The following is a 19390-nucleotide window of genomic DNA, read 5'->3' as shown; positions in this document are numbered from 1 at the left end:
TCAGGGCGCACGTGCTCACGCCCAGCAACAATACGATTGCTTCCAGCATGATCGAATCACTCCGCTGGTGTCACAAAAAGCATGCACGCCGGCCGCGAAATTGTCATCATTCAGTTGCCGCCAACGTCCGGACGAAACCATTTTCCGGGGCCGACGAAAACATCCTGAAACAAAGGGCTGCGTACCTGGTTGATAACAAAACAGGGACGCCGACATGCAATTCTTCTTCGATCTCATTTGGAACCAGTCACGCAGCAAATTCCTCGCCACAATCCATGAGCGGGAGGCCAGCCAATGATTGAGCTTTCAGCAGCTATCCTCGCCCTGGTCAGCGTGGGCATCTTCGCCGCCCATGCGCTGGATGCCTACCGCGCCGGTTAGGCTCGCAGCGGAGACCGCATCAGAACCAAACCTTTGCCTCGAGGGCCGCAGGCGCTGCTCAGCGGCATTTGTCAGACGCGGGCGGCCTGCTGTCGGTCCCTGTCCAATTGAAATCCGTGGACTCCGGATCGGTGGCCCGCGAGCGCGCTTTTGGCGGTAGTCCTAGTTGGTGAGCCTTGAAGGCCACCCCACCCACGGTTCGATCCATCTTTTCGGCAATCGCTTGAACTGAATACTCTTGAGCGAGAGTCTTGAGGTCCCTGATATCCTCGGCACTCCAGCGCCTGGCCATGTTTATCGCTCTCCCTGCTCCCGGGGCCTAAATCGGGAAAAGCGGAAAGTTCCCTTCCAGCGCCCCGCCCGAACAATTTAACCGTAATTATGCCGATTGACCCCGGTTCTCTTGCCTGAAACTATGGGGCGGATTAAATGGCTCTATTAGCTTAATTAAACGCCGGGACGTTTGCGGGTAAGAAAATAATCCGCCAGACACGATCGTCGTAAGCCCCGATCAGGAGACCATCGCCGTTCCGGTGGGTCGTCTCGGCGGTGGCTTCAAATCTTGGAGCGATGCCTCTCATGCATACGCGATCCAAAAGGTATCTCCGACGTCACCGCGCCCGGTTGAGGGCGCAACGTCGCGCGTCATTGAAGCCATTCCAGTGTGAAGACCGCCTGGCCCAACAGATTGCCGTCGGCATGAAAAAACGGTGGCCCGAGATCACCGGCTATTCGCGCGCTCACGACCCGGGCTCGAGCCGCACCCTGCCATGACGCGGTCGCCTGCCATCGGGCCGCAGCACGCCCGTCGTTGGGGGCGGCCAGATCGAGCCGTTGACGCATTATTAATTAAATGCAATGAATGCAACCGGCCTCGCCCGATTCCGTCCACGAGGTCACGATTTAAATAATTAAATTAGGTGGTGGCATGATTATTCTCAAATTCAAGCGAGCTTTGTTTGCGTGCGCTATCGTTGCGGGGCTTGCCGGCGTTTCCGCCACCTCCGCCCAAGCCGTCGTCGTCAATGCATTTACGAACAGCAGTTCGGGCGGCATCGGCGGCTCAACCGGCGTCTTTTTGAACGCGGGCCAGAATTTTACAGTTACGGTCGACCCTAACGATCTTTGGAACGCTGGCGCCTTGCCGCGATGGTCGAACGCGGACGGGCTGACGGGGCCGCGATTTGCAGTGCTCGGCGACGACAGTGGCCAAGCTCCCGGCACTCTCATTGGTATAGATTTCGGACTACATAATCAGGCTGGCCTCAGCCTCCCCTTTGGCACGTTGGTCGGCAAAATTGGCGCTGGCGTCTTCTTTGAAATCGGCACTTCGTTCTCAGGCCCGGCGAATGCGACTGGCGAGCTCAAGCTGTACTATTGGGATTCCAATTTCAGCGACAACACGCAGTTCGTGACGGCCAATATCTCTGCCGTTCCTGAGCCCTCCACCTGGGCCATGATGATCCTGGGGTTCGCCGGCGTCGGCTTTCTGGCCTATCGCCGCCGCAACCAGGCGGCCGCGCTTCGCCAAGCCTGATCTTCGACGGGCTGATCCTCAACAAGCCTGATCCTCAACAGGCATTACAATGACAGGCCGCCTCCGGGCGGCCTTTTGTTTTCACGCCCGGTGAACGGCAGACCTCAGCTACGCTGAATGGGCGGTGAATTGCCCGTTCAGCCACCATTGCGCGATGGTCTATGACCGTGTGGGCATGCCGGCTGCCGCAAGAATGCGCGCTTGAAGGACGTCCTGATTTCGCAAGCCGGCCTTCCCGACGGCGCACACAGCATCGATATGGAAGCGTACAATCCGCCGTAGCCATTTCCGAAGCGAAGATCGGCCGCAGTGGAGATTCAGTGTTCACCGGAGGACCCAAAGATGTTTGCCAGCATTGCCGGCGTAGCCCTCGCGCTACAATTGGGAGTACCTGCCCACGCGCTGAACGAAAGCATCCCCCTGGGCCAGGAAATTTTAGCGCAGGAAATCCGGTATCGCCGTCACGGCCATCCGCCGCCGTGCGGCCACGGCTACGATCTCGATGAGCGGGACGGCAAGTGCTACCCGAACGGGATGGTGCCGCCGCGGTTTCAATCGGGCCGGTATTATCCGCTGGAATACGGCGGCGGCCGGCGGCCGGTACCATGCGGTCATGGCGCCGACCGCGATATTCGCGATGGGCTCTGCTACCCGACGGGCACGGTGCCACGGCAGTATCAGGAAGGCCGCCCGGGCTATCACTATCGACGAAACGGCTACTATGAAATGCGATAGCGCGGCGACGCTGAACTTCTGTTCGTCCGCGCCGCTGATATCCCGTGGCGGCCGTTGCAGGGATTTGACTTCCGATATCTGAAATGCGTTCATCGGATATTCAGGGCGTGTTTTTATATTTGTATGGACGCAGCAGCAGCCCTCGACCGTGATCGGGCGACCGGTCAGCGCGTCGTGGAAACGCCGGCAGCTTCTGGTTTGATCGGAGAAGGACCATGATCGTCAGCATTGCCGCCGCAGCACTGGCCGTTCAGTTGAGCATGACGCCTGACAACGCTGTTGCACCCGTCTTGCCTCAAGCCGTGCAATACCGTGTACCCGCCTATCCGCCGCCATGCGACCATGGCTGGGATATGAGCGCGCGGGATGGCCTGTGCTATCCGACCGGCTATCTGCCGCCGCGGGAGCAGGCCGCACGGCAATATCCGCGTTACTATCGCGGCGGCCGCTACCCCGTGCAGTGTGGGCATGGAACGGACGTCGATAGCCGGGACGGTCAATGCTACCCAACCGGAACGGTCCCGCCGCAGTATCAGCAGGGGCGTCAGCAGTATTACGGCGACCGGTACTACCGGCGCCCGCCGCAGGGCCGGTACTACTATCAGGACTGAGCCTTCCGGTCGCCTGAAGCGGATCGAGAACAGGTAGCGGAAGCACCTGCAACGGGATGTCCGAACCTTGCGTCCGAATCTTGGGTAGCACGGACCCAATGTGCGCGTGCCGGGGGCCGCTACGGCCGGCGTAGCTCCGCGGCAGCTTCGGCAACCACCGCGACGAGCGAAGCCATACTGTACGGCTTCGGCAGCCATCCGAGCGGGGCATAGGGCTCGGCGCGCCCGCGCGTGTGCGCATCGTCATGCGCGGTCGCAAAGATGCAGCGAATGGCGAAGTCCTGATACAATTGCCGTGCGGCATCGATGCCGTCGCGGGTGCTGGCGAGACGAATGTCCATCACGGCGAGCGCCGGCTGCGCCTCGCCGGCCAGCGCGACGGCCTCCTCCGCGGTGGTGGCCGGGCCGACAACCTCAAAACCGGCTGTCGTCAGCGCAACCTCGGTTTGCATGGCGATCAGAAAATCATCCTCGACGACGAGAACGCGCGGCGGGCCCTGCTTGTCTTTCATCCGTCGGGCCTCTTCAGCAGGCAGCCGCGGGTTCCGGTCCGGCTCGGACGGCGACGCAAGATGCCGTGCGCTGTGCTGAGGCGTCATCGATCGCCGATCTAGATTTTCGCGGCCGGGAAATCGAGGCACGCCCGCGAGGGATTTTTCGTGACGCAAAGCGTTCCGTGCAGCTGGCGCGCGAGGCCGAGTACGAGTTGGAGTCCCGACGAGGTCTTGCGTACCTCTTCCAGGTCGAACCCCTTCCCGTCATCCTCGACGCAGAGCGCCAACCGTCCCTCGTGATCGGTCAAGCTGACCCGAACGCCTTGCCTCGCATGATCCTTGATGCCGTGCTTCACGGCGTTTGTCAGAAGCTCGTTCAATATCAGCGCGAGCGGCAGCGCCACGTCGTTGGAAAGCACGCCGTGCGCAGCGCCACATTCAATTCGCGCATCCGGCGGCAGCAATTGCCGGATGGTTTCGCAGACCGCCGGCAGGAATTCTTCCGCCGCGAACCGGCTGGCGTCGCTGCGGCCGTACAGCACGCCCTGCGCCGCCGCCATCGCCGCGATCCGCGCGCTGGCCTCGTTCAGGACCTTCCGCGCCTCATCGCTGTGCGCGGTTCTTGCCGCGGAGAACAGCAGCGACTGCAGCATCTGCATGTTGTTCTTGGTGCGATGATTGAGTTCATCGAGCAGCAGCCGCTGCTGGGTTTCCGCCTGCCGCCGCTCGCTGATATCCACCAGCATGTTGATGGCGCCGTTGATCCTGCCGGAAGAGTCCCGCAGCGGCGTCGGGAACGGAATGAAGGGAACCCGCGTCCCGTCCGGCCGCTCCGCGACCGCTTCGGCGCCGCGCACGGCGCGTCCTTCCTTGAGCGCCACCGCCATCGGGCACTGGTCGTGCGGAAGCGGCGTGCCGTCCGGCAGGAACAGCTTCCACGTTACACACCATTCGTCGCTGCCGAGCGTTGGCGTCCGGCCGGAGAATTCGACGGCCGCCTCGTTGAAGTAGGTAATTTTCCCCTCCGCGTCGGTCGTGTAAATCGCCGCCGGAATCGCTGCGAGCAATTCGGTGAGACGCTGCTCGCTCTCCCGGAGCTTGCGTTCGACTTCCTTTCGATCGGTGATGTCGCGAGCGATCTTTGACGCGCCGACGACGCGTCCTGTGCCGTCGCGCATCGGCGAGACGGTCAGCGAAATGTCCAAAAGGCTGCCGCCCTTCCGCCGGCGAACGGTTTCATAATGGTGGATGCGCTCGCCAGACCTTATGCGCGCGAGGATTCCAGGTTCCTCGTCTTCGCGTCCTGGCGGAAAAAGAATGGTCACGTGCTTGCCGATGGCCTCACCGGCGCTATAGCCGAACAGCCGCTCGGCACCTGAATTCCAGGTCTGGATGATCCCGTCCAGATCCTTGCTGATAATCGCGTCATCGGAGGATTCCACGATGGACACGAGCTGCTGCGCACGCTCTTCGGCGGCACTCCGCGCCTGTTCCGCCCTCAGCCTCGCAATGCCGAAGCCGAGTTGCCGCGCGAGCGTCAGCGCGACGTCGATCTCCGGTTCGGTGAAGTGATGCGGCCTGTCGTAATAGGCCATGAATTTTCCGGCGAGCCGGCCGCCGATCAGGATCGGAATGAAAGCGACCGCTGCGATATGTTCTCGCGCAATCGTTTCCTTGAGCGCAACCGAAAGAGCTGAAACGCCGATATCCTCGAAGGTGACCGGACGCGGATTTCGTTCGTCCCTGTCCCATGGCGAATGGCCTTCGACGGCCTTTCGGTACCCGTCCGACAGGCCCCGCCATCCGACGAAACGCATCACGTCGCTATCATCAAACAGCAGAATGGAGGCGGACTTGCAGGCGAGTGCGGCGGTGATGGCGTCCAGGCCGGCGTCGTAAACGTCTGGAAGTGACGTGGCGTATTGGAGCCTTTCGGAGAACCGGAATAGTGCCGCCTGCTCTTCGCTGCGGCGTGCCAGCGCCTGTTCGGCCTCCTTGCGGGCGCTGATGTCATGCTGAACGCGCACCGCGTAAAGGAAATTTCCCGACGCATCGCGAACGCTCGAGGACGTCACCTCCGCCCAGAAGTATGAGCCGTCCTTCCGCGCGAGACGCTTTTCAATGGTGTAGCGATCGATTTCGCCGGCGACCTGTCGCCTGAACTGCGCAAGATCCTGCGCGACGTCCTGTGGCGCGGTCTCGTCAAAGATGGAGCGGCCGAGCAAGTCGGCCGCTTCGTGTCCCGTCAGCTCGCAGACCTTCTGGTTGACGCGCAGCATGCGTCCGGCCTGATCGATCTCGGCGATGCCCACGCCGACATGGTCGTAGGTGACAGCCAGCATGTCTTCGTGCGCAGGCAACCGTTCTACGCGAGGCGCTCGGGCGATATCTGGGGTGGCGGACCGGCCTGGTGGGGAGAGAGTTTTGGCCGTCTGTCGCTGGATGTTCATTCCGGCCATCCCGCCCCAAGGGCAAGTTTTGCGTCACACGATACTCGGCGTCAGCACATGCAGGATCAGCACGCATGACAGCTCAGCTCATAAGTCCGGCAAGAGAAAATTGTTCCTCGCGATGGCTGGAGCTCGAAATGTCCGTTTCTTGCGCCCGCAGGATGAAGCGCAGGTTGATCGCTAACACCCCCGGCAGATCCCCGTGAACGAACTCACCTCCGGTCGCGCCCGCCGCCGAACCGGCGGTTTGCGCGGGTGAGATTGGCGCGCGCTGATGATCCGCTGCGAGGCGCCGGGCGGCGTCACAAGCCGTGCGCGCGGCGCCGGCGTATCGACCGTTCCATAGGAGACGACCGGCGGTGGAGGGTTGGGCCTGAGCGGCGGAACCCGCGAGGCGTTGCCGATGCCGCTGGGATCGGAGAGCGCGCTGGGATTGGCCGGGCCGAACGGCACGCCTGATATCGCCGAATTGCCGGCGCCGGCCGAGCCGGCTGGCGGCGTCAATTGCGCGAATGCCGTGGCGGGGACGATAAGGGCGAGCGCCGTGAAGAGAACAAGCGCCGGATTGCGGGACATCGAGGTCTCTCCAGAACGCACTCATGCAACGATCATGTGGCGCGCGCGTTCCCTCGGCTCCGAGCCGTCTGCTTCCAGGTCGTCTGCTTCCAGGTCGTCTGCTCTCAAGTCGTCGGTTTTTCCTGCCGTCCGTCTTGCTCTGGAGTAGGCGTCGGCGGGAGAATCAGGCCTAATCATGGCGCGATCACGTTTTGAGATTCCGGCGGAATGAACCAGCCTGAGATCCTCGATTCCGATATCCGCGCCCTGCAGCAGTGGCTGCGCGCTGCCTGGCTGCAGCTCGGCGATCCCTCCCTCACCACCTTCAGCCGGCGCGAGTTGCGCAACCAGATGAAGCAATGCAGCGCCGACCTGCGGGCGCGACTGCAGATGGTGGCCGAGCAGCAGTCCGAGCCAGTCCAGCAACCGATCCCGGCCTACTCCCGGCCAGAGCTGCGCATCCTGTCATGGTGACGGAACGAGGTCAGGCGCCTGCCGCTCCGCCGCCAGCCACGAACACACCGCTGACGGCACCGCGCCGATCAGGCCAAACAGCAGGACATCCGGCCGATGGGCGAAGCCGATCCAGAACGCTGCTGCCAGCGGCAGGTAGCAGATCGCGTAGCCGAACAGCGCCGTGAGCGCGATGCGGTACGAGACATTGCGCTTTGCCAGCGCATGGTCGAACCACGCGGCCAATAGCGCGGGGATCAACCCGACCAGATATATCGTCGGCAGCATCATGATTTGCGCGACATCGAACGTGTTCGGGCTGCCCGCAAGCCAATTGGCAATTTGCAGCATCACCCAGAACGCGACGACGAAGCCGAGTGGCGGCGCTATGGCGGCAAAGATGAGAAGGCGTTTCATGCTGGCAGTCCGTAGTTGCCAATCCTGGCCCCAACGGTAGCGCCGCGTCGTTCGTTGCCGATGTGACGCCACTCACGCTGGCAGGCGCCACCGCTTCTGCCCATGGTCGGGCGTGCATTGGGGGAAGTCGGCGATGACGAGAACCGGCCTATGCGTGGCGGCGCTGGGCGCGTTGATCGCTTCGGCCGCGTCCGCGCAAGCCCCCGCCCCCACCGCGTTCAGGGTCATCTCGCCGATCTTCGGCCAGCTCGTCACGTTCTCGATGCCGGCAAATTTCGTCGTCGTTTCCGAGAACAGCACCGGGCCGAACTACATTCGCGAGGCCGTGCTGAAACTCATCCTTTAGTTCGTCCGACGCTTCGGTCTCGCGCAGCCGATCGTTGAAACCGTGGCGCAGCGAATACAGAGTGTGACGCTCGCTCTCGCGCAAGCCATGATCTTCAACGAACTTGTTGAGCGCAGCGGAGAACGCATCGCCATCGTCGCGGTCGCAATTTTGGTCTGGGTTGTTGACAATATATCGTGGAACAACCTTTGGTACATAAAACTTGAAGTGCGAACTTGAAATAATTGCTCTAAAAGTTGTGTTCCCAGCGGCTGCTTTATTCACTCATAACGCCTTCGCAGCGAACGAGATCCAACCGCGACGGCCTCCCTTCGCTTAGGCCGTGCATGTCCCAAAGCGCCGGTGATCCCCCGTTCCGGGAAAAAAAGCGGAGCAAGAACATGGCGAAGAACATTGTGATATTTTCCGACGGAACTGGCCAAGGTGCTAGCATGCCGAAGACGGAGCGCACCAACGTCTGGAAGCTATGGGACGCAACGAAAAAGGCTGCCGCCGCTCGACAGGTAACCTTCTATGATGAAGGGCTGGGTGTGGAGCACAAGCGTGAGTGGTGGCGTTGGGCGTACGATCTCGCCAGCCGGGCGACGGGCCTCGGAATCTCACAAAATATCAAGGACTGCTATACAGCGCTCATCGAATACTATGAACCGGGTGACCGGGTTTTTCTTTTCGGATTCAGTCGCGGTGCGTTTACTGTACGCAGTCTCGGCGGCGTGCTGTCGCTGTGTGGTATTCCGCAACGCGACGCCGCGGGAAACAGTCCTCGCGACCGTCAGAATAAGAAGGGTCGATTGGCGCTTGTCGAGGAGGCGGTTGAGACGGTCTACAAGCACTACGGAGGCAATGAGAAGCAAGAAGAGCGCATTGCCCTTGGCCTGCAATATCGCAATCGCTACCAGAGCCTTTCCATCGATTCCAGCAACCCTCCCTTTCCCTATTTTATTGGAGTCTGGGACACCGTGCGCGCGCTCGGCATTCCGGGCTCAAGCGGATTGGTCTTGTGGCGTCACGCCTTCCACAATGCCTCGCTGATTCCCAGCATCCCCTACGGACGCCAAGCGCTCTCGATCGACGAAAACCGCGAAATCTTCGCGCCGGAGATTTGGGACGAGTCGGAAGAATCGCCGGAAGCCAAAGCGCGTGATCGTATCAAGCAAGTTTGGTTTCCCGGCGTGCATTCCGACGTGGGCGGTGGCTATCGCGAGACGGGCCTATCCGATTTGGCGCTGGAGTGGATGATCAATGAGGCAATGGCAGTCGAGCATCCGCTCATCGTGGATATGACCAAGCTGACGCCTTCATACGAAGGCATCCAGCACGACGAGCGGACCGGATGGGGTCGCGCCTGGACCGAGGGCACCAGGGAAGGCGTACGAGACGGCAATGGGCCGGACATCCTACATGAAGACTTTGTTCGCAACCGCTTTGGCTTAGCCAAGGCACGTTGCGTGACCGGCGACCGACCCTATCGTCCAAAGGCGCTGGCGAAGCACCGAGAGTATTTGAGCTTCTATGGAAGTCCAAATGGCGCGCAATGAACGCCTAATTCACCTGCACAAACAAGTACGCAAAGGATGCGCTACGACTGATGGCGGAGCTCAATCAATCGGGGATACTGCTCATCGTTTGATGAAAGAAGGAGCTCAGATCAATGGGCGATCCCTTATCCGTTCCGATTGGATCGGAACTGGGCTCTAGATTCTTGATTTGACGCGTTTTCTTGATGCGAACCGGCCTCCACTTCGCTGGAAAACGCTCTGCCTGCGCTGGCCGGCCCCCTGTTGATAACCCACGCGCCCCCGGGGCCAGCGTCGAAACAGGCCGCCATGGTGTGCTATCGGCATACCGGCCTGATTAACGACGGAAAGAACATATGCGGATCACCCTGGTCGGTTCCCGCCATTTCGGCGTAACGACATTCAACACGCTGCGCCAACACGGGGTCGATATCGTCCGCGTTGTCGTCCACGATGGCGAGGACCGGCTTGCTGCCGCCGCGCGGGCCACCGGGATCGAGGTCGTCGTGCAGGCCGATCCGAAACGCGTGGCCGCACCGGAAGTCGCGCCCAATACCGACCTGATCGTGACCGCCCACAGCCATGCCCGCGTGACCCGCGAGGCACTGGCTACCGCCAAACTCGGCGGCATCGGCTATCACCCCTCGCTCCTGCCCCGGCATCGCGGCCTCGCCGCGGTGGAGTGGACCATCAAGGAGGGCGATCCGATCGCTGGCGGCACCGTCTATCACCTCGCCGACCGGATGGATGCCGGCGCCATCGCCGTCCAGGAGTGGGTATTCGTCAGGAAGGGAGAGACCGCGCGTGAGCTCTGGGAACGCGCGCTGGCACCGCTCGGCCAGAAACTGCTCGCTGACGTCATCTTTCACGCCAAGACCCACAACAACCTCCCTGCCACCCCGCAGGAAGAGGAGTTCGCCACCCAAGCGCCAAGCCTGCCCGACGCTAAACACTGAACCCTACCAAAATACCTTTAGTGCGGCTGCTTGGACAGAATCGGCGGTGAAATCGCAACTTTTCTCGTTCGCCGCCCGGAACCGGATTCACCTTGATGTGTTTGAAATCCCGGGAACTTTCCACAGTGTTGCGTCGCACCCAAGTTTGGACACATTGTGACCAGATAAGGCCTGTCATCACACACATCTCAAGGATTTTGATCCATGCGCGCCAATCGCATCAGCGACATTTTGTTTGCCTCGTTTCTTGCCTCCGCCGCGACCTTGGCCGCAGCCCCCACCTCCGCCCAGTCGCCCTATGACGGCCTTTGGCAAGTTACCGTTGTCACAAAAACGGGCAGTTGCGATGCGCAGACTACCTCGACCGTGAATGTCGCCGACGGCAAGATTTCGGGCGGTCCGGTTTCCGGCAGTGTCGGCAGCGGGGGACTTGTGCGAGTCTCGATCAATGGTGCATATGCGAACGGTCAACTCAGTGGCAACTCCGGATCGGGGAAATGGAATGGGGCTTCAGCTGGTGTCGCGTGCAGCGGTCGATGGGAAGCGTCCCGTCAGTAAGGCAAGCCAGACTTCAGAATTTTTCGCCAAAGCGCGGCGGCTGACATTCGCAGCCGTCGCGTTTTTTTTGACGGCTTTCGCGGCCTCCACCAGCCACGCCCAGTCCAGCACGTTCGCCGGCATGGCCGGCACCTGGTCCGGCCCCGGCACCGTGACGCTGGATGACGGTTCGAGCGAGCGGATCCGCTGCCGCGCGACCTACAAGGTGAACGGCCCCACCATGGAAATGGTCCTCACCTGCGCCAGCGACGCCTACAGGTTCAACCTGCAAGCGGCGGTGGTCGCGGTGGGCGGCGAAGTCAGCGGCACCTGGAGCGAGTCCAGCCGCAATGTCGGCGGCAGCATCCAGGGCCGCGGCGCCGGCGGCAGTTTCCAGGTGATCGCCCAGGCGGCAGGATTCGGCGCCAGCATCGCGCTGAAGACCACCGGCAACAAGCAGCAGATCGCCATGAAGGCCGACAGCCAGTTCCGCGCCGCCAATATTACGCTGTCGAAGTAGGCCGGCTGTCGTACCCCGCGAAAGCGGGGTACCCGGTACGCCGCGCCCTGTCGTTTCAAGCCGTGACATCTCTGGAATACTGGATCGCCCGCTCCAGTGCGCAATTGCGCACAAGGCGGGCGATGACAGTTGTGCCGTAGCACTAACTCGTCTTGGTCTTGGGCTTCTCGAGCTTCGCCGCGGTCTCCTTGATCGTCTTGGCGATCAACAAAGCCTGCTCCTTGTTGAACGCAAAATCCTGCACGCCCCGTTGCGTGGTCAGCGACAGCACCATGATGTCGGGCTGGTGCTCGGGCCAGCCGGTTGCAAAGGCGGTCACGAAGTCGGCAGAGGTCGATCGACTGGTCATTGGCTCACGATATCCTTTTGTCTTTTCCGGCGCGCCTGACGTGGAAAGCGCCCGGTCCTTGTGATGGTCCTGGTGATGTCTGGTTACGCCTTGCTAGCTTTTGGGCACGAAGGCAGTAACTTCGATTTCGACCTTGGCCCTGACGTCGACCAGCCCGTCGATGTAGAGCAATGTCGATGGCGGGAAATTGCGCCCGAGCGTTTCCTTCCAGGCTGCACCGATGCCCGCTCCTGCGGCTTCGTATTCGCTGCGGCTGGTCAGGTACCAGGTCAGGCGGACGATGTGTTCCGGTCCCGCGCCGGCTTCTCCAAGCAGCTTGACGATGCGCTTCAGCGCCGTGCCGACCTGGGCGGCCATGTCAGGGGCATAATCGCCCTTCTCGTCGCCGCCGGTCTGGCCGGCCAGCACGACCCATTTGCCTGAAGCGTCGACCTCGACACCGTGCGAGAAACCGCGGGGTTTCGACCATTCGGCCGGTTGCAAGATACGCATGCGTAAGTCCTCCTTGAGACCGGCGCTTTATAGCGTTTTCAAGCGAAGTGGGTACCGGTTCGCATAGCAATCAAGTTTACGCAGATTGCGTAGACTTATCTGCGGTAGAAAACGCGTCAAAACAAGAATCTAGAGCTCCGGTTCCGATTTCAATCAGAACCGGAGCTCTAGCACTGAACCGGCCGCCGCTCCCACAGCGAAATTGCGACGCCGCGCATCGCTGCCCCGCCGCATATGCGCATTGCAAATTGTGGCGCGCTCGCCGATACCGGCCTGCCTCCGACCCCGCAAGCTTTCCGAATGGACCGCACACAATCCAAAACCCTGGCTGCACTGTGGATGGGCGGCTGGCTCAGCCTGATGCTGATCATAACGATCGCCGGACGCGAGGCGGCGCGCGAGATCAACGTGTTCCAGCTCATGGAGATGCGCTCGGTCCTCGGCTTCCTGATGCTGTACCCGCTGATCCGCGCCAACGGCGGATTTGGCATGATGAAGACGACGCGGCTGCCGCAGCACGTGGCGCGCAACCTCATCCACTACGGCGCGCAGCTCGGCTGGTTCTTTGCCCTGACGCTGATCCCGATCGGCCAGGTGGTGGCCATCGAATTCACGATGCCGATCTGGACCGCGATCCTGGCCGCGACGTTTCTCGGCGAGCGCATGACGATCTGGAAGATCGCGGCGATCGCGCTCGGGATCGTCGGCGTCGTCGTGATCGTTCGCCCCGCCACCAGCGAGGTCAATCCGGGCCAGTTGATCGCGCTGGCGGCCGCCGTCGGGTTCGGCGTATCGGTCGCGATGGTCAAATCGCTCACCCGGACCGAGCAGACGCTCTCGATCATGTTCTGGATGCTGGTGGTGCAATCGGTGGCTGGTTTGTTTCCCGCGCTCTACGTCTGGACGTGGCCGCCAACCTATCTCTGGGGCTGGGTCGTGGTGATCGCGTTTTGCGGCACATTCTCCCACTACTGCATGGCGCGCGCGCTGCTGCATGCGGATGCCACCGTGGTGATCCCGATGGATTTTCTGCGGGTTCCACTGAGCGCCGCCGCCGGCTGGCTGATCTATTCGGAACGGCTGGATCTGCTCACCGTGCTCGGCGCCGCACTGATCCTCACCGGCAATCTGTTGAACCTGAAACCGAATTCTTCGACTAAGGCGTCCGCCCCAAGCTGAAATTTATTTGCCGGGCTGTGATCTAGATCACGCGACAGAGCGTGGCGCAACGGTAACGGATGGCCCCGGATTTGGTTATTCGCCCGCTTTTTTGTGGCGCGAAGCGGGTGATTTTCTGTAATCTCCGTCCAGAGTTAGAACCAAAGCCTTTATCGATTCTGCAGGGGGATTTCCTATGCGCTACCCAACCCTCATTTTGTCCGCCATCTGCATGCTCTTTACGGCGGGTGCCGCCAGCGCCGAGAAGCGTGTTGCGTTCGTCGTCGGTAACGGCGCCTACAAGAACGTAGCCCCGCTGCCGAACCCGTCGGTGGATGCGAAGGCGATCGCCGCGACGCTTCGCAATGTCGGATTCGAAGTGGTCGAGGGCTCCAATCTCACGCGCGACAAGATGACCGAGCGGCTGCTCGACTTCGGCAAGAAGGCGCAAGGCGCCGACGTCGCGCTGTTCTTCTACGCCGGTCACGGCATCGCCATCTCGGGCACCAACTATCTGTTGCCGATAGACGCCGACATCAAATCCGAAATGGACGTCAAGCTGGGCGCCGCGATCAATATCGACCTCACGCTCGAGCAGACCATGGGCGACGCCAAGGTCAAGCTGGTGTTCCTCGATGCCTGCCGCGACAACCCGTTTGCGGCCAAGATCAAGTCGAACGCCGCGACCCGCAGCGTCAACGTGCAGACCGGTCTCGCCGAAATGAAATCCGGCGAAGGCACGCTGATCGCGTTCGCGACCGGCCCGGGCCAGACCGCGCTCGATGGCCAGGAAGGCAACAACAGCCCGTTCACCCGCGCCCTTCTCGCCAACCTCACCCAGCCCGGCGTCGAGATCCAGCAGGCGATGACCAAGGTCCGCGCCCAGGTCAATGAGGAGACCAACAAGGGACAACTGCCCTGGGGTCACACCAATCTGATCGGTACGGTCTATCTGAACGGCGCGCCCGCGCCCGGAGCGGTGGCCGCTGCAACGCCGGCGGCGGGCGCTTCAAAGGCGTCGGACGTCGAACTGGAGTTCTGGCGCTCGATCAAGGATTCCAACAAGCCGGAAGAACTCAATGCCTATCTGAGCAACTACCCGAACGGTCAGTTCCGCTCGCTGGCGTTGTCGCGCATTGCCTCGCTTGAGAGCGGTGCAAAGGATGCAACCGCAACCCGCAACCTGAGCACGGGCATCGATCCCGCGACCTTCAAGGATGAAGCCAACCAGACCACCGAGGACCAGATCGGCCTCGACAAGGGCCAGCGCCGCGACGTGCAGCGCCGCCTGACCGGGCTCGGCTTCGACACCAAGGTCAGCGGTCAGTTCGATCAGGCAACCCGCGGCGTGATCACGCGCTGGCAGGCCGCCCGCGGCTATCCCAAGAGCGGCTACCTCAACAAGCTGCAGCACAAGGCGCTGTTGACCGAGATCGTGGCGACCGCGCCGACGGCGAGTTCCAGTGACGAGGAGCGTCCTGCCAAGCGCCGTGCCAGCAGCCAACCGCAAGCTCAACCGCAAGCGCAAGCTCAGCCGCAACCGCGCCAGCACAGTGCGCCCGGTCCTGACCCCGCCGGCGCCGGGCGCTTCATCGGCGGCGTCGTGGGCGGCATGCTGCGCTGACCCGCAAGCGACCCCATCTACAAAAAGGCCCGGGTTCATCCCGGGCCTTTTTCGTTCTGCGCTTCGCAAAATCAAAATACGTGCTCGCGGTGATCTATTTGCCCGCGGCCTTTCGCAATGCCTCGTTCATGCGGTCCTGCCAGCCGGGGCCGCCTTCCTGGAAATATTCCAGCACATCCTGATCGATGCGCAGCGAGATCAATTCCCTCACGCCGGGAAGCCGGGGCGTCTTCGGCGGCGCTTCCGCCACCTTGGTGGTGGTGCGCTTGAACGCGGCCTCGGCTTCGGTGCGCGCGTCGTTCAGGGTTCTCGGCCGCCGCGGCTGGTCCGCCATCGCTAGATTCCTTCAAACAGTGCGGTTGACAAATAGCGCTCGGAGAATGACGGCACGATCGCGAGGATGGTCTTGCCGGCGCTCTCGGGACGCTTGCCGATCGCAAGCGCCGCCGCAATCGCGGCGCCCGAGGAAATACCGCCGGGGATGCCTTCCATGCGCGCCAGTGCGCGCGACATTTCGATCGCGGTCGGGCCGTTGACCTTGACGATCTCGTCGATGACCGAACGGTCCAGGATGTCCGGGATGAAGCCGGCGCCAATGCCCTGAATCTTGTGCGGCGTATGCTGCCCGCCCGACAGCACCGGGCTTTCCTCCGGCTCGACGGCGACCACCCGCAATGACGGCTTGCGTGGCTTCAGCACCTGTCCGACGCCGGTAATCGTGCCGCCGGTGCCGACGCCAGCTACGAAGAAATCGATGTTGCCGCCGGTGTCATTCCAGACTTCTTCCGCCGTGGTGCGGCGGTGAATTTCGGGATTGGCGAGGTTCTTGAACTGTTGCGGCATCACGGCGTTGGGCGTGGTTCGCACCAGTTCCTCCGCGGTCGCGATCGAGCCCTTCATGCCCTGGGCTGCCGGCGTCAGGATGATCTCGGCGCCGAGGAAGGCCAGCATCTTGCGCCGCTCGATCGACATCGATTCCGGCATCACCAGTTTCAGCCGGTAGCCGCGCGAGGCCGCGACAAAGGCCAGCGCGATGCCGGTATTGCCGGAGGTCGGCTCGATCAGCACGGTGTCGGCGTTGATCACGCCGGCCTTCTCCATCGCGATCACCATCGCCGCGCCAATGCGGTCTTTGACGCTCGCGGCTGGATTGAAGTATTCGAGCTTGGCCAGGATGGTTGCGCTAACACCATGCGCCTCCGGCAATTTGCGCAAGCGGACGATCGGGGTGTCGCCGATCGCATCGACGATGGAGTCGAAAACCCGGCCCCGCCCCGGACGTTGCACTGCACTTGTGGCTGACGACGCATCCATCTCGACACTCCTGTAGCGATCATCTGCAGGGAATTGGCGGCTCTCCCTACTTAGGAGGCAGCCAGCGCGATGCGCAAGCCGGAATCGCCGGAGCAACGAGTTCGCTGCATTGCAAAACAAGAACGTCGCTAAATAACGCGAAATGAACGCATTTGTGTTGCGACATCGTCAAAGATTTCTGATTATACTTTGGTCGTGAGCTGAGCCTGAGGTTCAGATCGCAAGGAGGGTCACGATGCCAGCTATCGCTGAAATCCGGTCGACCGTACCGCTTGGGCCAGATCCGCGTGGATGTGATTTACCGACGTGCCCAGTGTGTGCCGACACAATGGTGGCTGCGGAAGCTTCCGCCTACCTCAACGACAACGTGATCAGCTATCTCTGGACCTGCGACACCTGCGGTTACGGCTTCGTGACCAAACATTCGGTCAAGAGGTTCGCCTGTAATTGATTCAAACTATCGTGGAACAATGTCACCGCGCGCCCATCCGGCGCGCGTTTTCATTCGGAACGTCTCGAACGTACCGCCAGCGATCGCCTCGCGCATGCCCCGCATCAGGTGCTGATAATACGCGACGTTGATTTCCGACAGCAGCATCGCCCCCAGCGTCTCCCCCGAGCGAACCAGGTGATGCAGATAGGCGCGCGAAATGTTGCGTGTCGAGGGCCATTCGCTTTCCTCATCCAGCGGCCGCGGATCGTCGGCATGGCGGGCGTTGCGTAGGTTGATCTGGCCGAAGCGGGTGAACGCCATGCCGTGACGGCCGTTCCGGGTCGGCATCACGCAATCGAACATGTCGATGCCGCGCGCCACGCTTTCCAGCAGATCCTCGGGCGTGCCGACGCCCATCAGATAGCGTGGGCGATCAGCAGGAAGAGCCGGCGCGGTTTCCTCGACCATCGCAAGCATCACCGCTTGCGGCTCGCCGACCGCAAGTCCGCCGATCGCGTAGCCGTGGAAGCCGATCTCGACCAGCCCGCGCGCATTGGTATGGCGCATCTCGGGAATGTCGCCACCCTGCACGATACCGAACAGCATGTATCCATCAGGCGCGGTCTCGAACGCCCGCTTGCTGCGCTCGGCCCAGCGCAGCGACAGCCGCATCGCGCGCTCGATGTCGTCGCGCCCGGCCGGCAGCCGCACGCACTCGTCCATCTGCATGGCGATGTCGGCGCCGAGCAGCCGCTGCACCTCGATCGACCGCTCCGGCGACAGCTCAACCTTGGCGCCATCGATGTGCGAGCGGAAGGTCACGGCCTTCTCGCTCACCTTGCGCAGGTCCGACAGCGACATCACCTGGAAGCCACCGGAGTCCGTCAGCATCGGCCCGTTCCACCCGGTGAAGGTCTGCAGGCCCCCCAGCGCGGCGATCCGCTCGGCGCCCGGCCGCAGCATCAGATGATAGGTGTTGCCGAGCACGATGTCGGCGCCGGCATCGCGCACCTCGCGCCAGTGCATGCCCTTCATCGCCCCAGCGGTGCCGACCGGCATGAAGGCCGGCGTCTGCACCACGCCATGCGGCGTGGTCAGGCGGCCGGTGCGGGCGGCACCATTGGTGGCGAGCAATTCGAAATGATTGGGAAGACTCATGGCGCTGCTTATTGCGTGCCGAGAACGGCCGATCAACCGCCCAGTGCGCGCTCCGGGCAGCCCGCGCCCCACGCCGGACACATTTGAGCCGCCCGAGCCGCTCGGCTTTTCGCTTGTTAAATAGAACGATACCGTATAGTTTTATTTACGTGCGTGTACGGTGACTGACGGCGAATGCCCTCCCTCTCTTTCCTGACTGGATCAATCCTCTCCGACCGCCGGATCAGGAGGACAGGCTCACGCCTGATCAGGTCAACCGTCTTGCTGTGCAGCCTCGCGCTGGCCGCCTGCACGTCGCTGCCGCGGACGCCCTACAGCGCTGCGGATGCCGCTGGCTCCCGCGTGCTCGATATCGACGGCCTGCGGCGCTACACCGACGAACCCGTCACGAAATTCCGTTTCGAGAAAGACGACCGCTCCTCAGCCAGGACCTATCTCGCGCTCTCCGGCGGCGGCGCCGATGGCGCCTATGGCGTGGGCGTGTTGAACGGCTGGACCGCGGCCGGCACCCGCCCGGCCTTCTCGGTCGTCTCTGGCGTCAGCACCGGCGGCCTGATTGCGCCTTTTGCGTTTCTCGGCTCCCAATACGACGACACGCTGAGGGACGTCTACACCAGCGGCATAGCTTCGAGCCTGCTCGATGATCCCAGCATCATCCGCGTGCTGTTCGGATCCGGCCTGTTCGGCAATAAGCGACTGCGCGAGCTGGTGGCTCGCTATGTCGGGCCGGAGATCCTGGCCGCCGTTGCACGCGAAAATGCCAGGGGCCGAAAACTGCTCGTGGTGACGACCGATCTCGACACCCAGCGCACGGTCGTTTGGGACATGGGGAAGATCGCCGCGGTCGGTTCGCCCGAGGCGCTGCGCCTGTTTCGCGACGTGATGGCAGCCTCCGCCAGCATTCCGCTGGTCTTCCCGCCCATCCTGATCGAAGCCGAGGGCCAGGGCCGGCGCTTTGAGGAGATGCATGTCGACGGCGGCGTAACCGCTCCGGTCCTGACGCTGCCGGATGCCCTGCTCTTCCACGGCCGCCTGCCAGCAAACAGCCGGATGAACATCTACATCCTCGTCAACAAGAAGCTCGAACGAACTTTTGAGCTCGTATCCAACAGCACGCTCGATGTCGCTTCACGCAGCCTGTCGTCGATCACCCAGTCCCAGACGCGCTCGGTCATCTTCTCGACCTACGATTTCGCCAAGCGCAATCGGTGGGGCTTCCATCTGTCCTATATCGAGCGCGACTATCCCGCGGCACGCTCAGAGGGCTTCGATACTGCCTATATGCGCGCCCTTTATCAGTACGGCTATGAAAAGGCTGCATCGGGCAGCGCCTGGACCTCGGAGCTTCCGTAA

At 62.1% G+C, this 19390-nt stretch carries 23 protein-coding genes; 14 read left to right on the top strand and 9 right to left on the bottom strand.

The annotated features are described in order from the left end of the window. Positions 1-1309 precede the first annotated feature (1309 nt). The 3 genes from IVB05_RS20555 to IVB05_RS20545 all read left to right on the top strand — a co-directional run bounded on the left by IVB05_RS20555 (position 1310) and on the right by IVB05_RS20545 (position 3264). Positions 1310-1918 (top strand): PEPxxWA-CTERM sorting domain-containing protein, encoded by a 609-nt coding sequence (locus IVB05_RS20555; RefSeq protein WP_247786414.1) that lies wholly within the window; start codon positions 1310-1312, stop codon positions 1916-1918. 342 nt (positions 1919-2260) lie between these two features. Continuing rightward, positions 2261-2653 carry a hypothetical protein gene (locus tag IVB05_RS20550; protein ID WP_247786413.1) on the top strand — a complete coding sequence of 131 codons (393 nt, stop codon included), beginning with the start codon at positions 2261-2263 and terminating at the stop codon, positions 2651-2653. Positions 2654-2868: 215 nt separating this feature from the next. Then, a complete protein-coding gene (locus IVB05_RS20545; protein ID WP_247786412.1) occupies positions 2869-3264 on the top strand; it encodes a hypothetical protein in 396 nt (131 codons plus the stop codon). 119 nt (positions 3265-3383) lie between these two features. Here the strand turns inward: IVB05_RS20545 and IVB05_RS20540 are convergent, their stop codons facing one another. The 3 genes from IVB05_RS20540 to IVB05_RS20530 form a co-directional block, all read right to left on the bottom strand. Beyond that, entirely contained in the window at positions 3384-3776 is a 393-nt protein-coding gene (locus tag IVB05_RS20540) for a response regulator (protein ID WP_247786411.1), read from the bottom strand. Between the two features lie 98 nt (positions 3777-3874). Continuing rightward, positions 3875-6100 (bottom strand): PAS domain S-box protein, encoded by a 2226-nt coding sequence (locus tag IVB05_RS20535; RefSeq protein WP_247786410.1) that lies wholly within the window; start codon positions 6098-6100, stop codon positions 3875-3877. 288 nt (positions 6101-6388) lie between these two features. Beyond that, complete coding sequence (locus tag IVB05_RS20530) at positions 6389-6784, bottom strand: hypothetical protein (RefSeq protein WP_247786409.1); 396 nt, start codon at positions 6782-6784, stop codon at positions 6389-6391. Positions 6785-6991: 207 nt separating this feature from the next. Here IVB05_RS20530 and IVB05_RS20525 point away from each other — a divergent pair, with 207 nt between their 5' ends. Further along, positions 6992-7237, top strand: a complete 246-nt coding sequence (locus tag IVB05_RS20525) for a hypothetical protein (protein ID WP_247786408.1) — start codon at positions 6992-6994, stop codon at positions 7235-7237. On the opposite strand, the gene IVB05_RS20520 is transcribed toward IVB05_RS20525, so the two are convergent. Then, positions 7229-7633, bottom strand: coding sequence for a DUF5413 family protein (locus IVB05_RS20520; protein ID WP_247786407.1), 405 nt, complete (start codon positions 7631-7633; stop codon positions 7229-7231). The two genes, IVB05_RS20525 and IVB05_RS20520, sit on opposite strands and share 9 nt — an antisense overlap. Before the next feature lie 133 nt (positions 7634-7766). Between IVB05_RS20520 and IVB05_RS20515 the strand changes: the two genes are divergently transcribed. The 6 genes from IVB05_RS20515 to IVB05_RS20490 all read left to right on the top strand — a co-directional run bounded on the left by IVB05_RS20515 (position 7767) and on the right by IVB05_RS20490 (position 11509). Continuing rightward, complete coding sequence (locus IVB05_RS20515) at positions 7767-7979, top strand: hypothetical protein (RefSeq protein ID WP_247786406.1); 213 nt, start codon at positions 7767-7769, stop codon at positions 7977-7979. A gap of 63 nt (positions 7980-8042) precedes the next feature. After that, the gene (locus IVB05_RS20510) at positions 8043-8198 is read left to right on the top strand and encodes a hypothetical protein (RefSeq protein WP_247786405.1); all 156 of its coding nucleotides are present in this window, start codon (positions 8043-8045) and stop codon (positions 8196-8198) included. A 161-nt stretch (positions 8199-8359) separates the two neighbouring features. Beyond that, positions 8360-9517 carry a DUF2235 domain-containing protein gene (locus IVB05_RS20505; RefSeq protein WP_247786404.1) on the top strand — a complete coding sequence of 386 codons (1158 nt, stop codon included), beginning with the start codon at positions 8360-8362 and terminating at the stop codon, positions 9515-9517. A 335-nt stretch (positions 9518-9852) separates the two neighbouring features. Next, positions 9853-10452, top strand: a complete 600-nt coding sequence (locus tag IVB05_RS20500) for a formyltransferase family protein (RefSeq protein ID WP_247786403.1) — start codon at positions 9853-9855, stop codon at positions 10450-10452. Between the two features lie 204 nt (positions 10453-10656). After that, positions 10657-11010: a hypothetical protein gene (locus tag IVB05_RS20495; RefSeq protein WP_247786402.1), complete on the top strand. Its 354-nt coding sequence runs from the start codon at positions 10657-10659 to the stop codon at positions 11008-11010. A 121-nt stretch (positions 11011-11131) separates the two neighbouring features. Further along, positions 11132-11509 carry a hypothetical protein gene (locus IVB05_RS20490; protein WP_346771881.1) on the top strand — a complete coding sequence of 126 codons (378 nt, stop codon included), beginning with the start codon at positions 11132-11134 and terminating at the stop codon, positions 11507-11509. A 142-nt stretch (positions 11510-11651) separates the two neighbouring features. Here IVB05_RS20490 and IVB05_RS20485 read toward each other — a convergent pair whose 3' ends face one another. Both IVB05_RS20485 and IVB05_RS20480 read right to left on the bottom strand, forming a co-directional pair. Continuing rightward, positions 11652-11858, bottom strand: a complete 207-nt coding sequence (locus IVB05_RS20485) for a hypothetical protein (protein WP_247786400.1) — start codon at positions 11856-11858, stop codon at positions 11652-11654. Between the two features lie 93 nt (positions 11859-11951). Beyond that, the gene (locus IVB05_RS20480; RefSeq protein ID WP_247786399.1) at positions 11952-12350 is read right to left on the bottom strand and encodes a RidA family protein; all 399 of its coding nucleotides are present in this window, start codon (positions 12348-12350) and stop codon (positions 11952-11954) included. Positions 12351-12650: 300 nt separating this feature from the next. Between IVB05_RS20480 and IVB05_RS20475 the strand changes: the two genes are divergently transcribed. Then, positions 12651-13529, top strand: coding sequence for a DMT family transporter (locus IVB05_RS20475; protein WP_247786398.1), 879 nt, complete (start codon positions 12651-12653; stop codon positions 13527-13529). Between the two features lie 175 nt (positions 13530-13704). Beyond that, a complete protein-coding gene (locus tag IVB05_RS20470) occupies positions 13705-15132 on the top strand; it encodes a caspase family protein (RefSeq protein WP_247786397.1) in 1428 nt (475 codons plus the stop codon). A 94-nt stretch (positions 15133-15226) separates the two neighbouring features. Here IVB05_RS20470 and IVB05_RS20465 read toward each other — a convergent pair whose 3' ends face one another. Together IVB05_RS20465 and cysK are read right to left on the bottom strand one after the other, a co-directional pair. Continuing rightward, positions 15227-15466, bottom strand: a complete 240-nt coding sequence (locus IVB05_RS20465; protein ID WP_247786396.1) for a BrnA antitoxin family protein — start codon at positions 15464-15466, stop codon at positions 15227-15229. Between the two features lie 2 nt (positions 15467-15468). Next, positions 15469-16446 (bottom strand): cysteine synthase A, encoded by a 978-nt coding sequence (cysK, locus tag IVB05_RS20460; RefSeq protein ID WP_247786395.1) that lies wholly within the window; start codon positions 16444-16446, stop codon positions 15469-15471. A gap of 235 nt (positions 16447-16681) precedes the next feature. Between cysK and IVB05_RS20455 the strand changes: the two genes are divergently transcribed. Then, on the top strand, positions 16682-16897 hold the full coding sequence (locus IVB05_RS20455; protein ID WP_213255098.1) for a hypothetical protein: 216 nt from the start codon (positions 16682-16684) through the stop codon (positions 16895-16897). Between the two features lie 6 nt (positions 16898-16903). Here IVB05_RS20455 and tgt read toward each other — a convergent pair whose 3' ends face one another. Then, entirely contained in the window at positions 16904-18037 is a 1134-nt protein-coding gene (tgt, locus tag IVB05_RS20450) for a tRNA guanosine(34) transglycosylase Tgt (protein WP_247786394.1), read from the bottom strand. A gap of 261 nt (positions 18038-18298) precedes the next feature. Here tgt and IVB05_RS20445 point away from each other — a divergent pair, with 261 nt between their 5' ends. After that, positions 18299-19390 carry a patatin-like phospholipase family protein gene (locus tag IVB05_RS20445; RefSeq protein ID WP_247786393.1) on the top strand — a complete coding sequence of 364 codons (1092 nt, stop codon included), beginning with the start codon at positions 18299-18301 and terminating at the stop codon, positions 19388-19390.

It is taken from the genome of Bradyrhizobium sp. 170 (assembly GCF_023101085.1).
Classification (GTDB): domain Bacteria; phylum Pseudomonadota; class Alphaproteobacteria; order Rhizobiales; family Xanthobacteraceae; genus Bradyrhizobium.
Note: the sequence above shows the minus strand (reverse complement) of the source record. Positions and strands in the feature narration are given on the sequence as shown.